This is a genomic window from Caballeronia grimmiae (assembly GCF_000698555.1).
Lineage (GTDB): Bacteria > Pseudomonadota > Gammaproteobacteria > Burkholderiales > Burkholderiaceae > Caballeronia > Caballeronia grimmiae.
The window spans coordinates 1-20,070 of sequence record NZ_JFHE01000056.1; the positions used below are offsets into that span (position 1 = coordinate 1).

Genomic DNA, 20,070 nt, shown 5'->3' on the forward strand with positions numbered 1-20,070 from the left:
CGGCTTGCGGTAGATGCGCTGAACATGGCAATCGACAAGCGCGGAGCCGTCCCGGCCATCCTGCATTCGGACCAAGGAACAACCTACTCAGCTGTCGACTACAGGGCATTGCTCAGCCGACATTCGATTCGCCAAAGCATGAGTCGTAAGTGCAACTGCTGGGACAATGCTCCGATGGAGAGCTTCTTCCATACCCTGAAAACGGAGCTGGTCGTGCACTGCGACTACAGAACTCGTGAGCAGGCGCATGCCAGTCTGTTCGAGTACATGGAGGTGTTCCATAACCGCCAGCGGCGTCATTCGACGATTGGCTACCAAGCGCCGCTGCCCTTCAAAACATTAACCGTTGCTCAAGTCAGAGTGTCCACGGTTCGTGGGTAAGATCAGGCGCCGCCTAACTACAATCTTGCCTATCTCATTTTGGTCGGGTCTATCTCGTCGTCACACTCAAGCAACTCATCCTCGGTTGCTCACGGTCACAGCGTCCCACCCGCTATCCGATATTCGCGCTGCATCCGGGAAGATGGTGGTGCCTTGCCATTGGTCTTATCGCTAGCTCGGAGCCATCCGTTGAGCCGACCCGATTAGCAGACGGCAGTCATGGAGTGGGCGTCGCGCGGTTCGTCTCGTCTTGGCGATGGCTCTTCAAGTTCCTGGAGCAGCCCTCGCGACCGTGACCGAGGGACTTCCGCAATGGCCGAATAGGAGCAGTGCCGCCCTGCCTTGCTTCGCCGGTTCCGTTCACAGTGGTCGCTCACCCAGCCTGCCGACGTTTCAATGCGACTCTGCGTCGATCCATCGACTGCCGAGAGCGACGTATTTCAATGCGCTCAAGTTCGCCGACGCCCGGATAGGCGTTCAGTCCGCAGGTCAACGCGGCGCGCGCCACAGTAACGCGATAAACCTGTTTGACGCCTAACCTTGCAACCACGCATCCGCCAGCGTCGAATAGAAGAGCATCGGACCTTTGCGCAGCCCTGCGATCTTGCTGGAATAAAAGCCGAAGAACTTGAGCTCGAGCAGATTGATCGATGGCACTTCCGTTTGCACGAATTGCTGCAACTGGTCGATGAGCACCTTCCGTTTCGCTACATCGCCCTCCTCCTGAATGCCTTCGATGATCTTGTCCATCTGCGGATTCGAATAACTCGACGCATTGCTCGACGGCACGCCCTGCTTGATGTTCTTGCTCCAGAAACGCCGCGTCACGCCTATCTGCGGATCCGGATACGCCGAATACCACATCGACGCGGTATCGAAGTTGCGCTCCGTATAGAGCTTGCGAATGACGCTCGGCAGATCGAGATTGACGAGCGTCATTTCCACGCCGACGTTTCTGAGCTGCTGGCGCATCATCTCGGCGGCCCGCAGGTACACCTGTCCGTAGGACACTTCGGTGACGTGATCGATGCGCAGCCGCACGCCGTCCGGCCCGCGCTTAAGGCCTGCATCGTCGAGCAAGCGTTCGGCCTCCTTCGGGTCGAACGCGTATTGCGGCAGCCCTGGCTTGAAGAACTGCTTCTGATAGCTCGGCACGCAGCTTTGCGCGACATCCGCGAGTCCGAACCACACGATGCGCGCCATCGCGGCACGGTCGATTGCATGCGCGAAGGCCTTGCGCACGCGAATGTCGTCGAAAGTCTTGCGCTTGTAGTTGAAGTCGAAGAAAAACATCGGCGCAGGGGCCTGCCAGCCCACCGTGTCGAGCGCGAGCCGCGGATTCTTGCGAAGGCGCGCGACATCGCTCTCCGGCACCGGGTTGTTTGCCGCAAAAGCGATCTCACCGGTCTCGAGCGCCACGGCGCGGGCCGCGCTGTCGGGGATCATCTTGAAGACGATCTGGTCGAGGTAAGGCTTGTTGTCCTTTCCTGAGTGTCCCTTGTCCCAGTAATCGGGGTTGCGCTGAAGCGTCACATGACTGCCGCGCACCCATTCCTTGAAGACGAAAGCGCCCGTGCCGACCGGCTTGACGTTGTACGGATTCGTCAACGGATCAGTGCCGTCGTACAAGTGCTTCGGCACGATCTGCGTCTCGGTGCCGAAGAGCACCGCCCACAACACAGGCGACGGACCGCTGAGCCGGAAGACGACCGTATGCGGATCGGGTGTGTCGACGCCGATTACCTTGGCGAGGTTCGAAGCGCCGCGCGGATGCGTCTTCTTGACAACGTTGAGGATCGAATACTGCACGTCCGCAGAAGTGAACGGCGTGCCGTCATGCCACCTGACATTCTTGCGCAGGTTGAAGGTGACCGACTTGCCGTCGGGCGATGTCTGCCACGATTCCGCGAGCTGCGGCTGCGGGCGATATTCGTTGTCGTAGGTCACAAGGCCGTCGAAGATGCTGGCCGAGATCACGACCGCCGGGCTCGATATGTTGATCCCCGCAACGAGACCGCCCGGTTCCGGCGCGACGTTGGCGACGAGCGTGCCGCCGCGGATCACGGAGCCGGGCAGCGCCGCGAGCGCCTGCGCCGCGCCGGCAGAAGACAGCGCGCCGGCGCCCGAGCTGGCCAGGAGCAATTGCAGGATCTGACGTCGGGTGATGCGGGGCGAATCGAAAGTCATGTGCGAAGTGTTGAATGAGATAGGGCCGGCGATGCCGGGAGAACATCAGCGCGCCGACCCGGACCAGCGCCGTTCCAGCGCACGCGTCAGCAGGCCGACCGGATAGCAATAGAGAAAGAACAACGCGAGCGCGGCCATGTACATGAGCACGGTAAAGCTCGAGTGCGCGACCGTCGTGCTCGCGATCCGCGCGGTATCCAGAACGTCGTGAATGCCGACGAGCGAAGACAGCGCCGTGCCCATCGTGATGATCGAATAAACGTTCATCCACGGCGGCAACATCCGGCGCACGCATTGCGGCAACACGATCCACCACAGAATCTGCCTGCGCGACATTGCGAGCGATCCGGCGGCATCCCATTGCGTTCCCGGAATCGACTGCACCGCGCCCCGGAACACTTCGGCCACGTTGGCGCTCGCGGGCAAGGCGAGCGCGGCGATCACCTTCAGCCAGTCTGGAAACGGCACGCCGTGTCCGCCGATGCGGAATTCGAACGGCAACGCATACGTGGTGAAGAAGATCAGCACGAGCCACGGCGCATTGCGGAACGCCTGCACCCACAGCCGCGCAAGCCGCCCGGCCACGCCCTGCCTCGCCGCCGATGCGCCGATCAGCAAGCCGATCACCGTTCCGAGCGCAAGGGCTCCGGCGCTCATCGATACATTCACTGCGAACCCGCGCAGCAGCGCGGGCAGCCACTGCGCGAACAGCGCGAGCAGATGCGCGGGTTCGATGTCGCGCGGCGCGAGAAGCCACAGTACGGCGCCCGCGACCGCGATGGTCGCCGCCGCATAGCTGCCGGTCCGGGCGGTGGACACCGCCGGGCTAGTGCTGGCCATAACCGGGCACCGCGAGCCGCCGTTCGATCCATCGGCCCGCCACGGTCACGAGCGCGGTCAACGCATAGAAGAACGCGAGGATCAGGAGCATCAGCGCGAGCACGTTGTCGCGCTGGGTCCAGATCATGATCGACTGATAGGTGATGTCGCCGACCGCGATCGCCGACGCAATCGCCGATGCCTTCACGAGCTCCACGGCGTTATTGGTGAGCGCCGGCAGCGCCGTCCTGAAGGCCAGCGGCAACTCGATGCTCCAGAACCGCGCGGAACGCGAAAAGCCGAGCGATTGCGCGCCGTCGAGCGTTTCGCGCGGCACGGCTTCGAAGCCCGCGCGCAGGGCTTCCGCATGGAACGCGCCCTTGTTGACCGACAGCACGAGCACGACCCAGAAGAACGGCGCGAGCGGATTGCGCGCGCCATGCGCCTGAAGCTGCTGGGTAATGAGCGTGTTGAGCACGAGGAACGCGCAGTAAAGCTGAACGATGGCGGGCGTGTTGCGCGTGAGCTCGATCACGCCGCGCGTCGCGCCTGCGACGAGCGCGTATCGCGAGCGCAGTCCGCCGAGCAGGACGACGCCGGCCAGCGCGCTCCCCGCCAACGTGCAGGCGACGATGCCTGCGCTCATCGCCATCCCTTCGATGTACGAAGTGCGGTCGTAGTGGTCGAACAGGAAGCGGTAATCGAAGCCCGCCCGCGCGACCCGTTCGATCAGCTCATGCACGCTCATTTCGACGATACGGTGCTCGACGCATATTTCGCGTGCCACTCGGCGAGCGCGGGCGACGGCGGCGTCAGGCCGTTTTTGGCCTCCACGCCGATGAGCCAGCCCGTGCGATGCCAGTCCCGCACGATGGGATCGAGCTTCGCGACCGTATCCTTCTCGCCCTGCCGCGCCCAGATGACCGATGGCGACGGAATCAGCTCCGGCTGCAGCGTGCGATAGCCGCGCCATTCCGGATCGCGCGCGACGAGCGGATACAGCAGCGGCGCCGCGTCATGAACGGCCGCCACGCAATTGCCGCCCTTCAATGCGAGCAGCGACTCCGCCGCGCTCGGAAACGCGCGCGGAACAGCGCCGAAACGCTCGATGACCGGCTTGATATAGCTGCTGCCCTGCGAGATGCAGACCTGCTTGCCGCGCAAGTCTTCCCAGCGCGTGATGCCGCTCGTCGATGACGTGATGGCCGTGCCGCCGACCTGGTAGTAAGGCGTCGGCACATGATCGAGAATCTCGTTGCGCTGCTCGGTGTACTCCATGTTCGCCACGAGAATATCCACCTTGCCCTGCTGCAGGAACTGCACGCGCGTCGAAGGCTGCACCGACACCAGTTGCACATCGACGTTCAGACGCTTCGCCAGTTCCTGCGCGATATCCACGTTGATGCCGCGCAGCTTCTGCGTGGCCGGATCGATGGAGCCGAAGGGGCCGCCCGTGATCATCACACCGACGACGAGTTCGTGGCGCGCATTGATCTTGTCGAGCGTCGCATCGGCGTGAGCCGCGCCGATGCCCGCGGCAACCAGTGAGCTCGCCGTCATCGCACGCCGCACCGCTCTAAAAGCCCTGACCGTGAATCGCATCGGCGCCTCGATATTCATGTGTTTGGAGGAACGCTAGCGTAGGCGAGCCCTGTGCCGCTGAAAACCAATCTGTTTTGCTATGCAAAGCATGCGCGATGCAAAACACGCCGCGCGCCGTCGTCCGCGCATATATGGTTGTGACGAATGCTTGGTTCGAAATGCGCCGCTCCATTCCTAGAATGGCTCGTTCCCAATGCTCCGATCGAGAGGCGAAGGCATGACGCGTATTCCCTGCTCCGTGACCTTGCGCGTCGCATGATGACGCTCATCGATGGCCGCGCCGCCCCGGCCGATGCCGAAGCGGACTCCGCGCCTCATGTGTCCGTCCGCTTGCGCGATGTCCACTTGTCCTATGGCGAGACAGCCGTGCTGCGCGGCATCGATCTCGACGTGCGCCGCAATCAGGCTGTGTCGATCATCGGGCCGTCGGGGTCGGGCAAGTCCACCATCCTGCGCTGCATCAACGGGCTGACCGCGCCTCAGCGCGGCGAAGTCCGTGTCGACGGCATCGACGTGACGGCGCTCACGAAGGACGAAGAGCGCATCGCGTTGCGCAAGCGCATCGGCTTCGTCTTTCAGCAATACAACCTCTTTCCGCATCTGACGGCGCTGGAGAATCTGGTCATCGCACCGGTGCGGGTGCTCGGGATCAGCCGCGCCGAGGCAGAGCATGCGGCGCATGCGCTGCTCGCAAAGGTGAAACTCGCCGACAAGGCGCACGCCTATCCCGGCGAGCTTTCGGGCGGACAGCAACAGCGCGTCGCCATTGCGCGGGCGCTCGCCATGCAGCCCGAACTCATTCTCTTCGACGAAGTGACCTCCGCGCTCGATCCTCAGACCGTCGGCGAAGTGCTCAATGTCATCGGTCAGCTCGTCGACGACGGCCTCACCTGCGTGCTCGTCACGCACGAAATGCGCTTTGCCGAGGACATCAGCGACCGCGTGGTGTTCACCGAAGGCGGGGTCGTCGTCGAGGAAGGCTCGCCCCAACAACTTTTCCATGCGCCGCGCGACGAACGCACGCGGCGCTTTCTCGACGGCGCCTCGGGCCGGGTGCGACGCACGCGCTCGCGCTCATCCGGCGCGTCTTCCCTTTCTCTCGTCTCCACTTCATCGTGACCGATCCTGTCCACTCCCTCGCCAGCGAACGAACGGAACACGTCGATGCCTTGATCGCTTCCAGCGCGGCCATTCTCGAACGCGATGGACTCACGCGCGACGCGCTCGCGAAGATCGCCGACGCATTGCAGGCGCTCGCCGCCCGCCCCGCGCTTTTTTCGCGCGCGGACTTTCCTCCGCCGGACCCCGCGAGCGGGGACACGTCCACGCGTTATCGTCTCAATCCCGGCGCCGACGGCATCGCGTTGTATGTGAATTCCCTTCTGCCGGGCAAGACGACGATTCCGCATAACCACGACACCTGGGCCGTGATCGTCGCGGTGGAGGGCAGCGAGTTGAACCGCGTCTATCGCCGCACCGACGACCGCAGCGACGACGATCGCGCGACGCTCGAACCCGACCATGAAGTGCTGGTCCAGCCGGGTACGCCGATCGCCTTCCTGCCCGACGATATCCACAGCATCCACGTGACGGGCGAAGCGCCGACGCTGCACTTTCATCTGTACGGACGCCCGCTGGAAACGCTTTCAGGGCGGCTGGGTTTCGAGGACGGGCGCATCGTGCGCTACAACGCGACGCATCTGCATCGGCAGACTCAGGCGGTCGGCTGATGACCGCGCGCGCTCACGCCTTGTCGACGCGCCTGCTGCACGCGGGTCTCGGCGCATTCGACGATAGCGGCGCTGCCCCGGTCAATGTCCCGGTCGTGCGCACGAGCACGGTGCGCTTTGCTTCCGGCGCGGACTACGAACGGCTGCATCGGCTGCGGCACGACGGCGAGAATGTCGCGACCTACGGCCGTCACGGAACCGCGACGCATCGCGCGCTGGAAGCGGCGATCGGCGAACTCGAAGGCGCGGATCATACGCTGCTCGCGCCATCGGGCATGGCGGCGATCACGCTCGCGTTCCTGTCGCTGCTCTCCCCCGGCGAACATGCGCTGATTCAGGACAGCGTCTATGGCCCCGTGCGCGAGCGGCTCGAACCGCTGCTCGCGCGGCTCGGGATCGACGTGACCTACTTCGCCGCGAAAGACGGCGTGCCGGCGCATGCGCTGCGTCCGGACACGCGTCTCGTATACGTCGAATCGCCCGGTTCGTTTCTGTACGAGATCGCCGACCTGCCCGCGCTGGGCGCGTTCGCCGAGCAACACGGACTCATTCTCGCCGCCGACAACACGTGGAGCGCCGGGTGGCTGCATCAACCGCTCGCGCATGGCGCGCACGTGTCCGTGCAGGCATCGACCAAGTACATCGGCGGCCACTCGGATCTCATGCAAGGCGCAATCAGCACCAATGATCCCGGGCTCGCGCTGCGTTTTCGCGATACGCACGAGGCGCTCGGCCTCGCCGTCGGCGCGGACGATGCCTATCTCGCGCTGCGCGGCATCCGCACGCTCGGCGTGCGGCTCGCCCGCCACGCGCAGAACGCACTGGAGGTCGCGCAATTCCTGCAGCAGGAGCGCGCGGTCGCCCGCGTGTTTCATCCGGCGCTGCCGGACGATCCCGGCCATGCGCTCTGGCGACGCGACTTCTCCGGCGCGAACGGCCTCGTGTCGTTCGCCTTCGAGGATGGCGATATTGCGCGGGCGGGCCGGTTCATCGATTCGCTGCAGCTGTTTTCGCTCGGCGCATCGTGGGGCGGTTATGAAAGTCTCGCGCTACTGGCGCCCCCATCGCGCCTTCGCCCGCATAGCTACTTTTCCGGCGACGCGCCCGTCGTGCGCCTGCATGTCGGCCTCGAAGACGCTGCCGATCTCATCGACGACCTTCGTCGCGCGTTTCGTCTCACTTGCACCTGACCCGATCCATGCCCTTTCGCATCGACTCCTTCCGCACCATCGACGCACCCACGCTGCGCGCCTGGCTCAACGATGGCCGCGAACTCGCCCTGCTCGACGTAAGGGAAGCCGGCCAGTTCGGCGAGGGCCATCCGTTCTTCGCGATCCCGCTGCCGTTCAGCCGCCTCGAACTCGACGCGCCGCCACTGCTGCCGCGAAAGAGCGTGCGTATCGTTCTGCTCGATGACGGCGCACAGCCCGCAGGCGACGGGATCGATCACGCGCCTGTCGCGTGGCGCGCGGCCGCGCGCCTGCACGAACTCGGCTACGACGATCTCACGATCCTCGAAGGCGGCGCGCCCGCCTGGCAACGCGCGGGCTATACGCTCTTTCGCGGCGTCAACGTGCCGTCGAAGACCTTCGGCGAACTCGTCGAGCAGGCTTACGACACGCCGCACGTGAGCGCATCGCGATTGAACCGGTGGCGCGCCGAACCCGGCGGATGCCCGCTCACCGTGATCGACGGCCGCACCCGCGAGGAGCATCGCAAGATGGCCGTTCCGGGCGCGGTGTGCGTGCCGAACGGCGAATTGCCGGCCTACGTCGACGCGTTCGCCGGACAGCCCGACACCACCATCGTCGTTCATTGCGCCGGACGCACGCGCAGCATCATCGGGGCGCAGACGCTGCGCAATCTGGGCATCCGCCGCGAGGTCTTCGCCCTCGAGAACGGCACGCAGGGATGGGCGCTCGAGGGCTTCGCGCTGGAACACGGCAGCACGCGCAGCTACGCCGATCTTCCGCCGCTGACCACAGCCGAACGCGACACCGCGCGTGCGCGCGCACAGGCGCTGGCCGAGCGATTCGGCGTGGCGGCACTCGATGAAGCCAGCGCGCGAGCGTGGCTCGACGACCCGTCGCGCACGACCTACCTGTTCGATGTGCGCACCGCCGAAGAGCACGCCCGCGACGGTTTCGCGTTCGCGCGCCACGCGCCGGGCGGCCAGCTCGTCCAGGCGACGGATCAACGCGTGGGCGTGCGTCATGCGCGCATTCTGCTCGTGGACCACGACGGCATCCGCGCGCCGGTGGTCGCGCACTGGCTCGTGCAAGCGGGCTACGAGACAGCGACCGTCGACGCGGCATTCGTGTCAGGCTTGCGCGGGTTGCAGCGTCCGGACATACCGTTAGCCACCGAAACCACCGACGACGCGCCGCCCGATCCGCATGCCGTGGTGCTCGATCTGCGTTCGAGCGAGGCGCATCAGACGTCGCGCCCCGCCGGTTCCGTCTGGACGACGCGCGCGCGTGTCTTCGAGACGCTGCGCGCACGCGGCGCCGATCGCGATACGCCGCTCGTCCTCAGCGCCGACGACGCTACGCTGGCCCAAGCGCGGCTCGTCGCGCGCGACTTGCGTGAAGCCGGCCATGCGCGCGTGACGCTGGCCGCGCCTGGCATCGGCGAATGGGAGCGCGCCGGGTTCGCGGTCGATCATGCCGCGGTGGAGCTTGCGCAGGCCGATCGCATCGATTTCCTGTTCTTCGTGCACGACCGCCACGACGGCAATCTCGATGCGGCGCGGGCGTATCTCGAATGGGAGACGGGTCTCATCGGCCAATGCGCGGCGGATGAACTCGCGGCGTTCCGGATCGGCGAAGCGGCCGTCACGGACCTTTGAGTTCATCGCGACGCCGCATCATTCGGCGTCCGAACGTAAATTCGAGTAAGGATGCGCGTAAGTGAACGGGTCGCACAACAGCCCGTTCAGCGCATACTGCCCGACCGCGTGATACTTCCAGCGCACGCTGTCGTGCAGCGTGTGCGTGCGCGCGTTGCGCCAGTGACGATCCAGGTTGTGCGCTTCGAGCGTCGATTGCGTGCCGGCCAGTTCGAACAGTTTGCTCGATGCGTCGAGCGCGAAGCGCGTCGTCAGGATCTTCGCCTCGGCCGTCGCGACGATGGCGGCGGCGACGTCCGCGCGCGATGCATCGACGGCGCGCGCGGCATCGATCAGGTCGGCGGCGCGCCATGACAGCGCTTGCGCCGCGTGGAGATCGACGGTCAGCGCGCCGATGTCGCGCAACGTGTACGGATCGGCGCTCGCCTGCTGCACGCCGCTGCCGCGAGCCGGGTGCGCAAGCGTGCGCAGCAAGCGTCGCGTGTCGTCGAGCGCGCCGCGTCCGATGCCCAGGTCGATCGCCGCGTGAATCAGTTGTGAAACCGCGTTGGCCGCATCGATCCCTTCGCGCCTCCCCCGTTCCACGATCTGCAAGCCGTCCAGTTCCACGTCGTCGAGGCGGACCTGGCCGCTCGCCGTGGTGCGCTGGCCGAAACCCGACCAGTCGTCGATCACCTCGACGCCGCGTGCGTGCCGGGCGACGAATGCGGTCACCGGCAAGCCGTCGTCGTCGCGCGCGGCGACCGGTATCCAGTGAGCGAACAACGCGCCGGTCGAATAGACCTTGCGCCCCGAAAGCAGAAACTTGCCGCCGGCGCGCCGAACCCGCGTCTCGTGCTCGGACGGAAGACGGTCGCCCGGTTCGGCGGTCGCGTTGCCGAACCGCTCGCCGGCGAGCGCTCGCGAAAAGAAAAAGTCCTGCTGGCTCGGCGTGCCGTCGTGCCGGAGGCGCTCGAGCGTCGCGAAATGGTTTTGCGGAATCTGCCCGAGCGACGGGTCCGCCGCCGAGACGATCTCGAAGACATCCACGATGGCGCGAAGCGGCAGATCCGCGCCGCCGAATGCGCGCGGCACGCTGATCCCCCACAAGCCGGACGCGGTGAACGCGTCGATTTCGGCGTAGGGCAGCCGGCGTTCGCGATCGCGCCGCGATGCATCCGCTTCGAACAGGCGCGCAAGACGCCGCCCCGCTTCGACGGCTTCGGTATCGGACCGGATGACCGAAGCCACCGCTGCTGGTGATGGATGATTCACGCGATGTCCTCAGGCTGCGTGCGCGTGGCGCGCGTATTGGCTCTCCGGACGCGGCAGCCCGAAATGGCCGCGCAGCGTCGCGCTTTCGTAGTCGCGCCGGAAGATGCCTTTGCGTTGGAGGATCGGCACGACATGATCGACGAACGCCGCGAGGCCCGAGGGAAACACGTCCGCGTTCAGATTGAAGCCGTCCGCGCCGCGCTCGTGGAACCATTGCGCGATGTCGTCGGCAATTTGCTCAGGCGTGCCGACGATGATCCGGTGCGCGCCCGGATTGCGGTCCAGCAGGTCGCGCACCGTGAGGTTCTCGCTCTTCGCGAGCGCCACGGTCGAATCGACGAAACCGTGCGAAATATCCGAGCGCGCCGTCTTCGCGATGAGTTCATAAGGCAGCGGCGCATCGATGCGAAGGTCGTCCGGCGCGAGGCCGAGCGCACCGGCGAGCCGCCCGACTTCGCGATCGGTATCGAGGAGCGCGTCGAGTTCCGCCTTGCGCCGGCGCGCTTCCGCTTCGGTGCCGCCAATGACCGGGTACAGCCCCGGCAGCAGCAGAAAGTGATCGGGATTGCGGCCGTGCCGCCGCACGCGCTCCTTCATCTCCGCGTAGAAAGCCTGCGCCGTCGGCAGCGTGGTCTGCGCGGTGAAGACGGCATCGGCGAAACGGGCAGCGAGCGCGCGCCCGCCTTCGGACGATCCCGCCTGCACGAGCACCGGGCGGCCCTGCGGGCTGCGCGGCACGGTAAGCGGCCCGCGCACCGAGAAGTACGTGCCGCGATGGTCGATCGCATGCACGCGCGACGGGTCGGCATATCGTCCGGTCGCCTGGTCGGCGATGAACGCGTCGTCCTCCCAGCTGTCCCAGAGCTTCGTCACGACCTCCACGAATTCCTGGGCGCGCGCGTATCGCTCGTCCGTCGAGAGCGGCACATCGTGGCTGAAATTCGCGGCCGCCGATGCGTCGTAGGTCGTCACCGCATTGAACGCGACACGTCCGCCGCTCAGGTGATCGACCGAGGCGAAGCGGCGCGCGAGGTTGAACGGATCGTTGAAGGTCGTCGATGCCGTGCCGATCAGCCCGACATGCGTCGTCGCGCCCGCGAGCGCGGTGAGCAGCACCGTCGGCTCCAGCGCCTGCGACGGCCCTTCGGCATGATTGCGCAGCGCGAGCAGGTCGGAGAGGAACACCGCGTCGAGCTTGCCGCGCTCGGCGATCGCGGCGATCTCCCTGAAGAACTTCAGGTCGATGATCGAGCGCGGATTGTCGAGCGTGCGCCATCCCGCCGGATGACGGCCGAGCGCCGTGATGTTCGTGTTCAGATGGAGTTGACGCGGCTGGGTCATGAGCTTGCCTGCAAGGAAGGTTGAACCGGCGCGGCGGGCACGCGCAAGCCGGCTTCGGCGAGCAGCGGCAGGACCGCTTCGCCGAAATAGCGCAGGTCCGGTTCGAAGTCGAAGAAGGTGAGTTGCACGCCGTCGCATCCGGCGCGCTTGAGCGCGATCAGCTGATCGACGATCTGTTCCGGCGAGCCGATCAGATGCAGGTTGCCGCCGAGGATGCGCTGCTCGCGCTTGTGTTTCGCCCACGCTTTTGCATCGCTGCGTCCGTGCATGCCGACGAAACCGTCGAGGGCGCCTTCGTCGGCGTGCGCGACGATCGCGTCGTGATAGGCGCGCGCCTCGCGTTCGGTCGGCCGGCACACGATGGTCGGGTTGATGAGCGTGCGCACGCGCCGCCGAACGCGCGCCGCGCCCTCGCGAATCTTCGCGGTGTGCGCCGGAAGCGCGCCGATCGCATCGGCGAAATCCGCGCCGGCCGGGCTCGTGACGAAGACGAGGTCGGAATGCCGCACCGCGTAGTCGATGCCTGCGTCGGAGCCCGTCGCATTCACCAGCACCGGACGATGAAAGCGCGGACGCGGACTGACGAACGCGTTGTCGAGCCGCCAGCGCGGCGTGCGGATATCGAGGTTCGCGTCGCTGCGCCACAGCGTGTCCAGCACGCCGACGAACTCCGCGGCGCGCGCATAGCGTTCGTCGTGTTCGATCATCGGCTGGCCGAACATCGCCCATTCGCTCGCAACGTGTCCGGTCACAAGATTGATGCCCCAGCGTCCGTTCGAAATGTGGTCGAGCGTTGCGCCGAACTTCGCCAAATGCAGCGGATGCCACGGCCCATAGAGCACATGCACCGTCGAGACGAGCAGGATGCGCTCGGTGATGGCGGCGAGCGCGCTCGTCGCGATGAACGCATCGAGCGATTGCTCCCGATACTTGAGCGCGCCGCCGTGGCCGTTCTTGCCGAGCCATTGCGCGAGGCCGAACACGAGGTCGAAGCCGAGCGCCTCCGCCTGCGTCGTGAGGCGGGCGTTGTAGTCGAAGCGCCAGTCGGTCCCGCGCGGCAGCGTCGAGATCGACCAGCCGCCGTTCTGTATCGGCAGGAAGAGGCCGAGCATCAGCGGCTGCGCGAAGGCGGCCGAAAGCGGGCTGCCGGGAATGTCGGCGGGACTCGTCGCGCCGTCGAACGCAGGAGCGATCGCGCTCATGCTGCGCGCTCCGCGAGGCTCTCGAGATGCGCGCGGCTGCGCTTCGCGGTCGCCGTCCCGAAATCGATGACGTCGATCGACGCGATTCCGTCGCGCTCCACCTGTTCGACGAGTTGCAATTCCCACGCGAGATAGGCGTTCATCTGCTCGGCCACGCGTTCGGCGCGCGCGTGGTAGGGGCTGTACCACGCGTCGTCGTCGCCGGTGAGGTTGCCGGCGTCGCCGCTATCGCGCGGCAGCCCTAGCTCGATCCAGCGATTCGTGCCGCCCGCGAGCGCCGCGACTTGCGCGCGTTGCCCGGACAGTTCGGCTGCGACGAGCGCCGCGAGCACGCCGTCGGCGGAGGCGAGCACGAGTTGCCGGTCCGGCGCGAGGTCCGCGAGCTTTGCGTGCAGCTCGCTTGCCGCGATGAAGCGCGCGCCTGCGATATGCGCGCGCCGGAATGCAAGACTGCTGTCGATATCGACGACCTCCGCCTGCCCTGCTTCGAGCGCGCTCGCGAGCCGGTCGGCTTCGATCCATTCCGCGCGCGCGCCATGCGGCCGCACGCGCAGCGGCTCGGGACCGGCATCGTAGGCGTCCTGCACGAGCGCGGCGCTCGCGGCATCGTCGAGCACGCGGACATCCAGATAGCCGAGTTGCCTGAGCCACGACGCCGTCATGCGCGCCCGCACGCCGTCGTCGTCACGCAGCACGACGCGGGCATGCAGCGTGCCGATGTATTCGTCGGTCGCCTGCACGAGCTGGCCGCCCGGCGCCGAACGCCAGCCCGCCGGATGCCCCGCCTCGTATTCCAGCGGATCGCGCACGTCGAACCGGTACAGCGTGCGCTCGCCGCTTTCGCGCTCGAGCGCCGCGAGCGTCTGGCCGTCGATCACGGGTACGTCCGCCTTGCGCGCCGCCGCCGCCGCAAGTTCGCGCGCGGCGGCTAGTGCGGCGGCATCGGGACGCGGCGCGGTGCGCAATTCGCCGTGGTCCAGTTCGAGGCCCGCGAGCAGCCAGGACATCGAACCGCCCGTCAGCGCGGCGACCGGATTCGGCACGCCCGCATTGATCAGCGACTGCGCGCCGAGAATGCTGCGCGTGCGGCCTGCGCAATTCACGACGATCAGCGTGTCCGGCGACGGCGCCGCCGCGAGCGCGCGATACACCAGTTCCGCGCCCGCGCAATCGACGCCGCCCGGAATGCTCATCGTGTGATATTCGCCGAAGGGCCGCGAGTCGAGCACGACGAGATCGTCGCCCGCATCCTGACGCGCCTTCAGCGTCTCGGCGTCGATGTTTGGCGTGTGCAGCCGGTGCTCGATCAGTTCGCCGAACGCCTTGCCCGGCACGTTGGTGCCGCTGAACACTTCGAAGCCGGCTTCGGCCCATCCGTCGATACCGCCCGCGAGGATCGAGACATCCGTGTATCCCCAACGCGCGAGCAGCGCGGCGGCGCGCGGCGTGTGCTCGCCGTGGGTATCGACGAGCACGACGGGCGTACCGCGACGGGGCACGAGCCGCTCGATCAGCAAGCCCAGCCGTCCGACCGGCGCGACCGACGAGTAGAACAGGCGGCGGCGCGCCGAGACGCCCTCCTCGCGCACATCGAGCACGGCGAGTTCGGTGCGTTGGGCAATCAGCGTGCGCAACTGCGCGGGAGACACGAAGCGGGACATGGGCGAGCGATCCTCGAATTTGGAATGAAAGAGACGGCTCACGCGTAGGGCGGTCCGCCGCCGTCCACATAGAGCCGCGTGCCGGTGACGAAACGGGCGTCATCCGACAGCAGATAGGCCACCGCCGCCGCGACGTCGTCCGGCGTGCCGGGACCGTCGAGCGCGGTAAGGCGCGTTGGCTCGGCGTCGTCCTGAGCGGCGGCCATCGCGGCGAAACGCGGCGAGCGAATCGGCCCCGGCGCGACCGCATTGAAGCGCACGCCCTGCGGCCCGTACTGGCGGCCGAGGCCCTGCACGAGCAGGTCGAGCGCGGCATTCACGCTCGCGCCCGGAAAATGGTTCGGTGGCGGCGCAATGCCGCCGCGCCCCGATATCACGACGACCGCGCCGCGTCGTTGCGCGATCAGGCGGGGCAGCACGGCGCGGATCGGCCGCACGGTACCGAGCAGCTTGGCGTCGATCACGCGCTGCCAGTCCTCGTCCGTGAGTTCGAGGAAGTCGCCGAACGCGGCGACGTTCGTGCTCGTCACGAGGCCGTCGAGCCGCCCGAAGCGCGATTCGATCAGCGCGAAAGCCGAGCGCACGCTGCGTTCGTCGGCGACATCGACGGCGATCGGCGTGACGAGCGGCCAATCGGCGAAACGCGCGTCATCGATATGGCGCGACGAGGCGACGACGCGCGCCCCCGCATCCGCGAGCCGTGTCGCCGTGGCGGCGCCCAGCGCGCCGAACGCGCCCGTTACCCAGAACACTCGATTGTCCAATCCTGCGCTCATGATTTGCTCCGTGGCTTGTCAGCGATTGCCCGCTTCGATCCGCGCGGTGTACCGGTCATCGACGACGGTGGAAAAGTCCACCGGGCGCGGATAAAAGCCGATCTCGCCGAGCTTGCGCGTGGCCGCGACTTCGGCCTTGAAGGGCGCGCCATCGGCGTTGACGGGCACGAGCCGGTACGCCCCGCTCTTCGCGGCAAAAAGCGCCTGCTCCTGCGTGAGTTGCTGCGTTTTGACGTAGGCGGCGGCTGTCTCGGCGTCGTGCGTGGCGGCCCAGTTGAGATAGCGCGCGAGACGGGTCATGAAGTCGCCGATGGCGGCATCCAGTTGAGGATCCTTTAGCGCCGCCGTGCGCGCCGTCACCGACACGAAGCCCGGAAAGCCCACTTCGTTCTCGGTTGCCAGTTCGCGCACGGCGCCGGTCGCAAGCGCATCGGCGACGCGCGAACGCGTGGCGGGGGCCGCATCGACCGCGCCTGCGACGACAGCGGGCGCGGTTGCATCGTAGGTGAGCAGGCGCAGCTTCACGTCCTTCAGGCTCAGACCCGCCTTGTCGAGCGCGAGCAGGCCGACCGCGTTCGCATTGCCGCCTTCGTTGAACGCGTAGGTCTTGCCGCGCAAGTCCGCGAGCTTCGTCACGCCCGACGCCTTGCTCGCGATCACGAGACTCGGCGAATAGCGCGTGCTGTCGACCGGCGCGAGCAGCCCGATCAGCTTGATCGGCGCATTGCCCGCGCTCCAGTTGCGGCGATCTTCCGACGACGCCTTGGGCGCAGCCGTGTCGCTCAGGCCCCAGCTAATGTCGATGGCGTTGCCGCCGAGCGCCTGCACCGTCGGCCCCGCGCCGTTGAGACGGGCCCATTCGATCCGGTATGGCGTGCCCTTCAGGAAATCGGTGGCCTCGATGGCCTCGCGCGTGACATCCTGGAAGATGCCGACGCGCAGCACGGTCTCCGCCGCATGCGAAGCCTGCGAAACGAAGAGCGTGGCGACGAGCAAGGCGGCGGCGAAACGAAGACGCATCATGGACATGGCGGGCGAGTAGATGAGTGGAAATCAAGCGGCGACGGCGTGCGGCACGCCGAGTTCGGCATAGAGACGCGCTCGCAGTGCGCCGCCTTCGGCGTGCGCCGCTTCGCGATGACCGGCGGCGCCGCTCACGGATACATCGAGCGTCAGGCGTCCTTCACGCAGCACGACGATGCGGTCGGCGAGCCGCAACGCTTCGTCCACGTCATGCGTGACGAGCAGCACGCCGGGACCATGCCGCGCGACGAGCTGACGCACGAGGTCCTGCATGCGCAGACGCGTGAGCGCATCGAGCGCGGCGAAGGGTTCGTCGAGCAGCAGCAGCGACGGATCGCGGATCAGCGCGCGGGCGAGCGCCACGCGCTGCGCCTCGCCGCCCGACAGCGTCTGCGGCCACGCATCGGCATGACGCGGGAGGCCGACTTCGGCCAGCGTCGCCAGCGCGAGTTCACGCGCGCGAGCGGTTCTCGGCACGCCCATCAGCACGTTCTGCCACACGCGCTGGGAAGGAATGAGACGCGGCTCCTGAAACACGGCGGCGCGCGGCGTCGCGACGAAACCGTCGCCGCTGTCGAGCGAATCGAGATCGAGCAAGGTGCGCAGCAGCGTCGTCTTGCCGGAACCGGACGCGCCGAGCAGCGCGACGAACTCCCGGCGGCGGATTTGCAGATCGAGGTTCCCGAAGATCACGCGATCGCCGAAACGCTTCGTGCCCTGGCGAATGGAAACGGCGAGGTCGTCGCTCATCGGCTGCGCTCCGTGTTCAACGTGCGATGCCAGGGCAACGCAAGACGTTCGGCGGCGCGCAGCAGCGCGTCGATCGTGAGGCCGAGTAGCGAGTACACGAGCACCACGCCGAGAATGATGTCGGTGCGCAGCGCCGCGCGCGGATTCAGCGCGAGATAGCCGATGCCCGATGTCGCGTTGACCTGCTCGGCCGCGACGAGCGCGAGCAGCGCAGTGCCCATCGCATAGCGGACGCCGACGAGAATCGACGGCATCGCGAGCGGCAGCACGATGCGCATCGCGATGGCCGTGCGCGACATGCCGAAAACCTGCGCGGCCTCGACGAGCTTCGCGTCGACGTTGCGCACGCCCGAGAACGTGTTGAGATACACCGGAAAGATGCACGCCACGGCGATCAACAGAATCTTCGGCTTCTCGTCGACGCCGAACCAGATCACGAACAGCGGGATCAGCGCGAGAAACGGCACCATGCGCAGCATTTGCAGGAGCGCGTCGTAGGTGCGCTCGCCCGCGCGCGACAGCCCCGCGATCAGCCCGAGCAGCAGCCCGATGCCGCCGCCGATCACGAAGCCGATGACCGCGCGTTGCAGCGACGCGAGGAGGCTGTCCAGCAACACGCCGCTGCGCGTGAGATCGACGAGCGCGGCGGCGACATCGAGCGGCGCTTCGAGCACGCGCGGATCGATCCATCCGGCCGACGAGGCTGCCTGCCATGCGACGAGCGCGAGCGCGGGAAAGATCAGGCGCGTCAGTTCCTTGCGCGAGACGGCGGGCCGGCGGCCGGCGCGGCGCGGCGCGAATACGCGCAAGCTTGCGCGGCCTTGACGCACAGGCGAAGCGTCGATGACGGGATGGGCTGACATGGGCAGGTCATGCGGGAGAGGAAGCGCTATCTTCGGCGTGCAGGCGGGCATCCCAAACCGATCATTTCAGCGATGCTTTCGCACCGGCCGTTGCTTTGCATAGCTACATGCGCGGGATGCATCGTCACGCGCTCCGCACAGCGCTCTTCCGGCGAAACGTCTGGATTGCTTATCCCGGGAAATTCGTTGGGATGCGCTCGCACGTCTTCTAATCTGTCTGGCCGGCATCCGCCCCACATCGAGACCGCGCCCATCGCCCATGAATCAGCACATCCACTTCAACGCGTTTCACATGAACGCGCCCGCGCATTCTTGGGCCGGCTTCTGGCGGCATCCGCGCGATCGCTCGGTCGAGCATGCGACGCTCGGCTACTGGACCGGTCTCGCCACGACTGCCGAACGCGGTCTCTTCGACGGCGTGTTTCTCGCCGATGTCTTCGGCATCTACGATACCTACGGCGGCAACGCCGACGCCACGCTTCTTTCCGCGGCCCAGTCGCCCTCTCACGATCCGATGCTGACCGTGCCGGCAATGGCCCTGGTCACAAAGCATCTCGGCTTCGGCGTGACGGTGAATCTCACGTACGAGCATCCGTACGCGTTCGCGCGGCGCTTTTCGACGCTCGATCATCTGACCGGCGGGCGCACGGGATGGAACATCGTCACGGGATATCTGGAGAGCGCGGCGCGCGGCATGGGGCTCGACCGGGCGCGCGAACACGACGAACGCTACGCGGCGGGCGAGGACTTTCTCGCCGCCGCCTACAAGCTGTGGGAAGGCAGTTGGGCGGAAGGCGCGGTCGTGCGCGACCGGCGCATCGGCCAGCCTTATACCGACCCGTCGCGCATTCGACGCATCACGCACGACGGCCCGTTCTACCGTGTCGACGGCTTCAATCTCGCCGATCCTTCGCCGCAGCGCACGCCGGTGCTGTATCAGGCGGGCGCATCGGGGCGAGGCAAGGCCTTCGCGGGCAAGCACGCCGAATGCGTGTTCCTCGAAGGTCAGACGCCCGCGATCGTCGCTGCCGCCGCGCGCGATATCCGTCAGCACGCCGTCGATGCGGGCCGTGCGTCCGACGACATCCTGCTGTACCTCGGCGCGACGGTGGTCGTCGCGCGCACTTCGAAGGAGGCGCGCGAACTGCATGCCGAGTATGCGCAGTACGTCGATACCGTCGGCCAGCTCGCTCTGATTTCCGGCTGGACCGGCATCGACATGGCGGCGCTCGGCCTCGACGAGCCGATCCGCTATGTGCCGAGCAACGCGCTGCAATCGACCGTCGAGAACCTGACGAGGCGCGCCGGCCGGCCGATCACGCCGCGCGACATGACGCGCTTCGATCAGATCGGCGGGCGAGGACCGTTCATCGTCGGCGATCCGCGCGAAGTCGCCGATCAGCTCATCGCATGGATCGACGAAACCGGGGTGGACGGCTTCAATCTGCGCCGGCTCGTGATGCCGGAAAGCCTCGAGGCGTTCGTCGATCTGGTCGTGCCGGAATTGCAGAACCGGGGACGCTACCGCACGTCGTATGCGGACGGCACGCTGCGCGAGAAGCTATTCGCCGGGCGCGGTCCGCATCTCGCCGGCACGCATCCGGGCGCGCGCTACCGGACGCCCTGACCCGGC

At 66.8% G+C, this 20,070-nt stretch carries 18 protein-coding genes; 6 read left to right on the top strand and 12 right to left on the bottom strand.

Annotation, left to right across the window (positions count from 1 at the left end):
• Positions 1 to 381 (top strand): IS3 family transposase (locus BG57_RS28400; protein WP_152562733.1); only part of this gene is annotated, 381 nt, incomplete at its 5' end.
• A gap of 534 nt (positions 382 to 915) precedes the next feature.
• Here the strand turns inward: BG57_RS28400 and BG57_RS28405 are convergent.
• Genes BG57_RS28405 through BG57_RS28420 form a run of 4 tightly spaced genes read right to left on the bottom strand, consistent with a single transcriptional unit; the run spans position 916 to position 4,989 of the window.
• A complete protein-coding gene (locus BG57_RS28405) occupies positions 916 to 2,568 on the bottom strand; it encodes an ABC transporter substrate-binding protein (protein WP_035970253.1) in 1,653 nt (550 codons plus the stop codon).
• Positions 2,569 to 2,613: 45 nt separating this feature from the next.
• A complete protein-coding gene (locus BG57_RS28410) occupies positions 2,614 to 3,408 on the bottom strand; it encodes an amino acid ABC transporter permease (protein ID WP_035970254.1) in 795 nt (264 codons plus the stop codon).
• Positions 3,395 to 4,135, bottom strand: coding sequence for an ABC transporter permease subunit (locus BG57_RS28415; RefSeq protein ID WP_035970255.1), 741 nt, complete (start codon positions 4,133 to 4,135; stop codon positions 3,395 to 3,397). Before BG57_RS28415 ends, BG57_RS28410 begins: the two co-directional genes overlap by 14 nt.
• Entirely contained in the window at positions 4,132 to 4,989 is an 858-nt protein-coding gene (locus tag BG57_RS28420) for a transporter substrate-binding domain-containing protein (protein WP_035970277.1), read from the bottom strand. The genes BG57_RS28415 and BG57_RS28420 overlap by 4 nt, the downstream gene beginning before the upstream one ends.
• A 255-nt stretch (positions 4,990 to 5,244) precedes the next feature.
• Here BG57_RS28420 and BG57_RS28425 point away from each other — a divergent pair, with 255 nt between their 5' ends.
• Genes BG57_RS28425 through BG57_RS28440 form a run of 4 tightly spaced genes read left to right on the top strand, consistent with a single transcriptional unit; the run spans position 5,245 to position 9,567 of the window.
• Positions 5,245 to 6,108 (top strand): amino acid ABC transporter ATP-binding protein, encoded by an 864-nt coding sequence (locus tag BG57_RS28425; protein ID WP_371875857.1) that lies wholly within the window; start codon positions 5,245 to 5,247, stop codon positions 6,106 to 6,108.
• A gap of 50 nt (positions 6,109 to 6,158) precedes the next feature.
• Positions 6,159 to 6,719: a cysteine dioxygenase family protein gene (locus BG57_RS28430; protein WP_229753949.1), complete on the top strand. Its 561-nt coding sequence runs from the start codon at positions 6,159 to 6,161 to the stop codon at positions 6,717 to 6,719.
• A complete protein-coding gene (metC, locus tag BG57_RS28435) occupies positions 6,719 to 7,909 on the top strand; it encodes a cystathionine beta-lyase (protein WP_035970257.1) in 1,191 nt (396 codons plus the stop codon). Before BG57_RS28430 ends, metC begins: the two co-directional genes overlap by 1 nt.
• An 8-nt stretch (positions 7,910 to 7,917) precedes the next feature.
• Positions 7,918 to 9,567, top strand: a complete 1,650-nt coding sequence (locus tag BG57_RS28440) for a rhodanese-like domain-containing protein (protein WP_035970258.1) — start codon at positions 7,918 to 7,920, stop codon at positions 9,565 to 9,567.
• An 18-nt stretch (positions 9,568 to 9,585) separates the two neighbouring features.
• Here the strand turns inward: BG57_RS28440 and BG57_RS28445 are convergent, their stop codons facing one another.
• Genes BG57_RS28445 through BG57_RS28480 form a run of 8 tightly spaced genes read right to left on the bottom strand, consistent with a single transcriptional unit; the run spans position 9,586 to position 18,437 of the window.
• Positions 9,586 to 10,821: an SfnB family sulfur acquisition oxidoreductase gene (locus tag BG57_RS28445; protein ID WP_035970259.1), complete on the bottom strand. Its 1,236-nt coding sequence runs from the start codon at positions 10,819 to 10,821 to the stop codon at positions 9,586 to 9,588.
• A 9-nt stretch (positions 10,822 to 10,830) separates the two neighbouring features.
• Positions 10,831 to 12,162 (bottom strand): LLM class flavin-dependent oxidoreductase, encoded by a 1,332-nt coding sequence (locus tag BG57_RS28450; RefSeq protein ID WP_035970260.1) that lies wholly within the window; start codon positions 12,160 to 12,162, stop codon positions 10,831 to 10,833.
• The gene (locus BG57_RS28455; RefSeq protein ID WP_052006063.1) at positions 12,159 to 13,364 is read right to left on the bottom strand and encodes an LLM class flavin-dependent oxidoreductase; all 1,206 of its coding nucleotides are present in this window, start codon (positions 13,362 to 13,364) and stop codon (positions 12,159 to 12,161) included. The genes BG57_RS28450 and BG57_RS28455 overlap by 4 nt, the downstream gene beginning before the upstream one ends.
• On the bottom strand, positions 13,361 to 15,025 hold the full coding sequence (locus BG57_RS28460) for a rhodanese-like domain-containing protein (RefSeq protein WP_035970261.1): 1,665 nt from the start codon (positions 15,023 to 15,025) through the stop codon (positions 13,361 to 13,363). The genes BG57_RS28455 and BG57_RS28460 overlap by 4 nt, the downstream gene beginning before the upstream one ends.
• A gap of 38 nt (positions 15,026 to 15,063) precedes the next feature.
• Positions 15,064 to 15,801 carry an SDR family NAD(P)-dependent oxidoreductase gene (locus BG57_RS28465; protein WP_035970262.1) on the bottom strand — a complete coding sequence of 246 codons (738 nt, stop codon included), beginning with the start codon at positions 15,799 to 15,801 and terminating at the stop codon, positions 15,064 to 15,066.
• Between the two features lie 18 nt (positions 15,802 to 15,819).
• Complete coding sequence (locus BG57_RS28470) at positions 15,820 to 16,824, bottom strand: ABC transporter substrate-binding protein (protein ID WP_160174765.1); 1,005 nt, start codon at positions 16,822 to 16,824, stop codon at positions 15,820 to 15,822.
• 30 nt (positions 16,825 to 16,854) lie between these two features.
• Complete coding sequence (locus BG57_RS28475; RefSeq protein ID WP_035970265.1) at positions 16,855 to 17,574, bottom strand: ABC transporter ATP-binding protein; 720 nt, start codon at positions 17,572 to 17,574, stop codon at positions 16,855 to 16,857.
• Positions 17,571 to 18,437, bottom strand: coding sequence for an ABC transporter permease (locus BG57_RS28480; RefSeq protein WP_081851022.1), 867 nt, complete (start codon positions 18,435 to 18,437; stop codon positions 17,571 to 17,573). Before BG57_RS28480 ends, BG57_RS28475 begins: the two co-directional genes overlap by 4 nt.
• A gap of 259 nt (positions 18,438 to 18,696) precedes the next feature.
• On the opposite strand from BG57_RS28480, the gene BG57_RS28485 reads away from it, so the two are divergent.
• On the top strand, positions 18,697 to 20,064 hold the full coding sequence (locus BG57_RS28485) for an LLM class flavin-dependent oxidoreductase (RefSeq protein WP_035970267.1): 1,368 nt from the start codon (positions 18,697 to 18,699) through the stop codon (positions 20,062 to 20,064).
• Positions 20,065 to 20,070 lie beyond the last annotated feature (6 nt).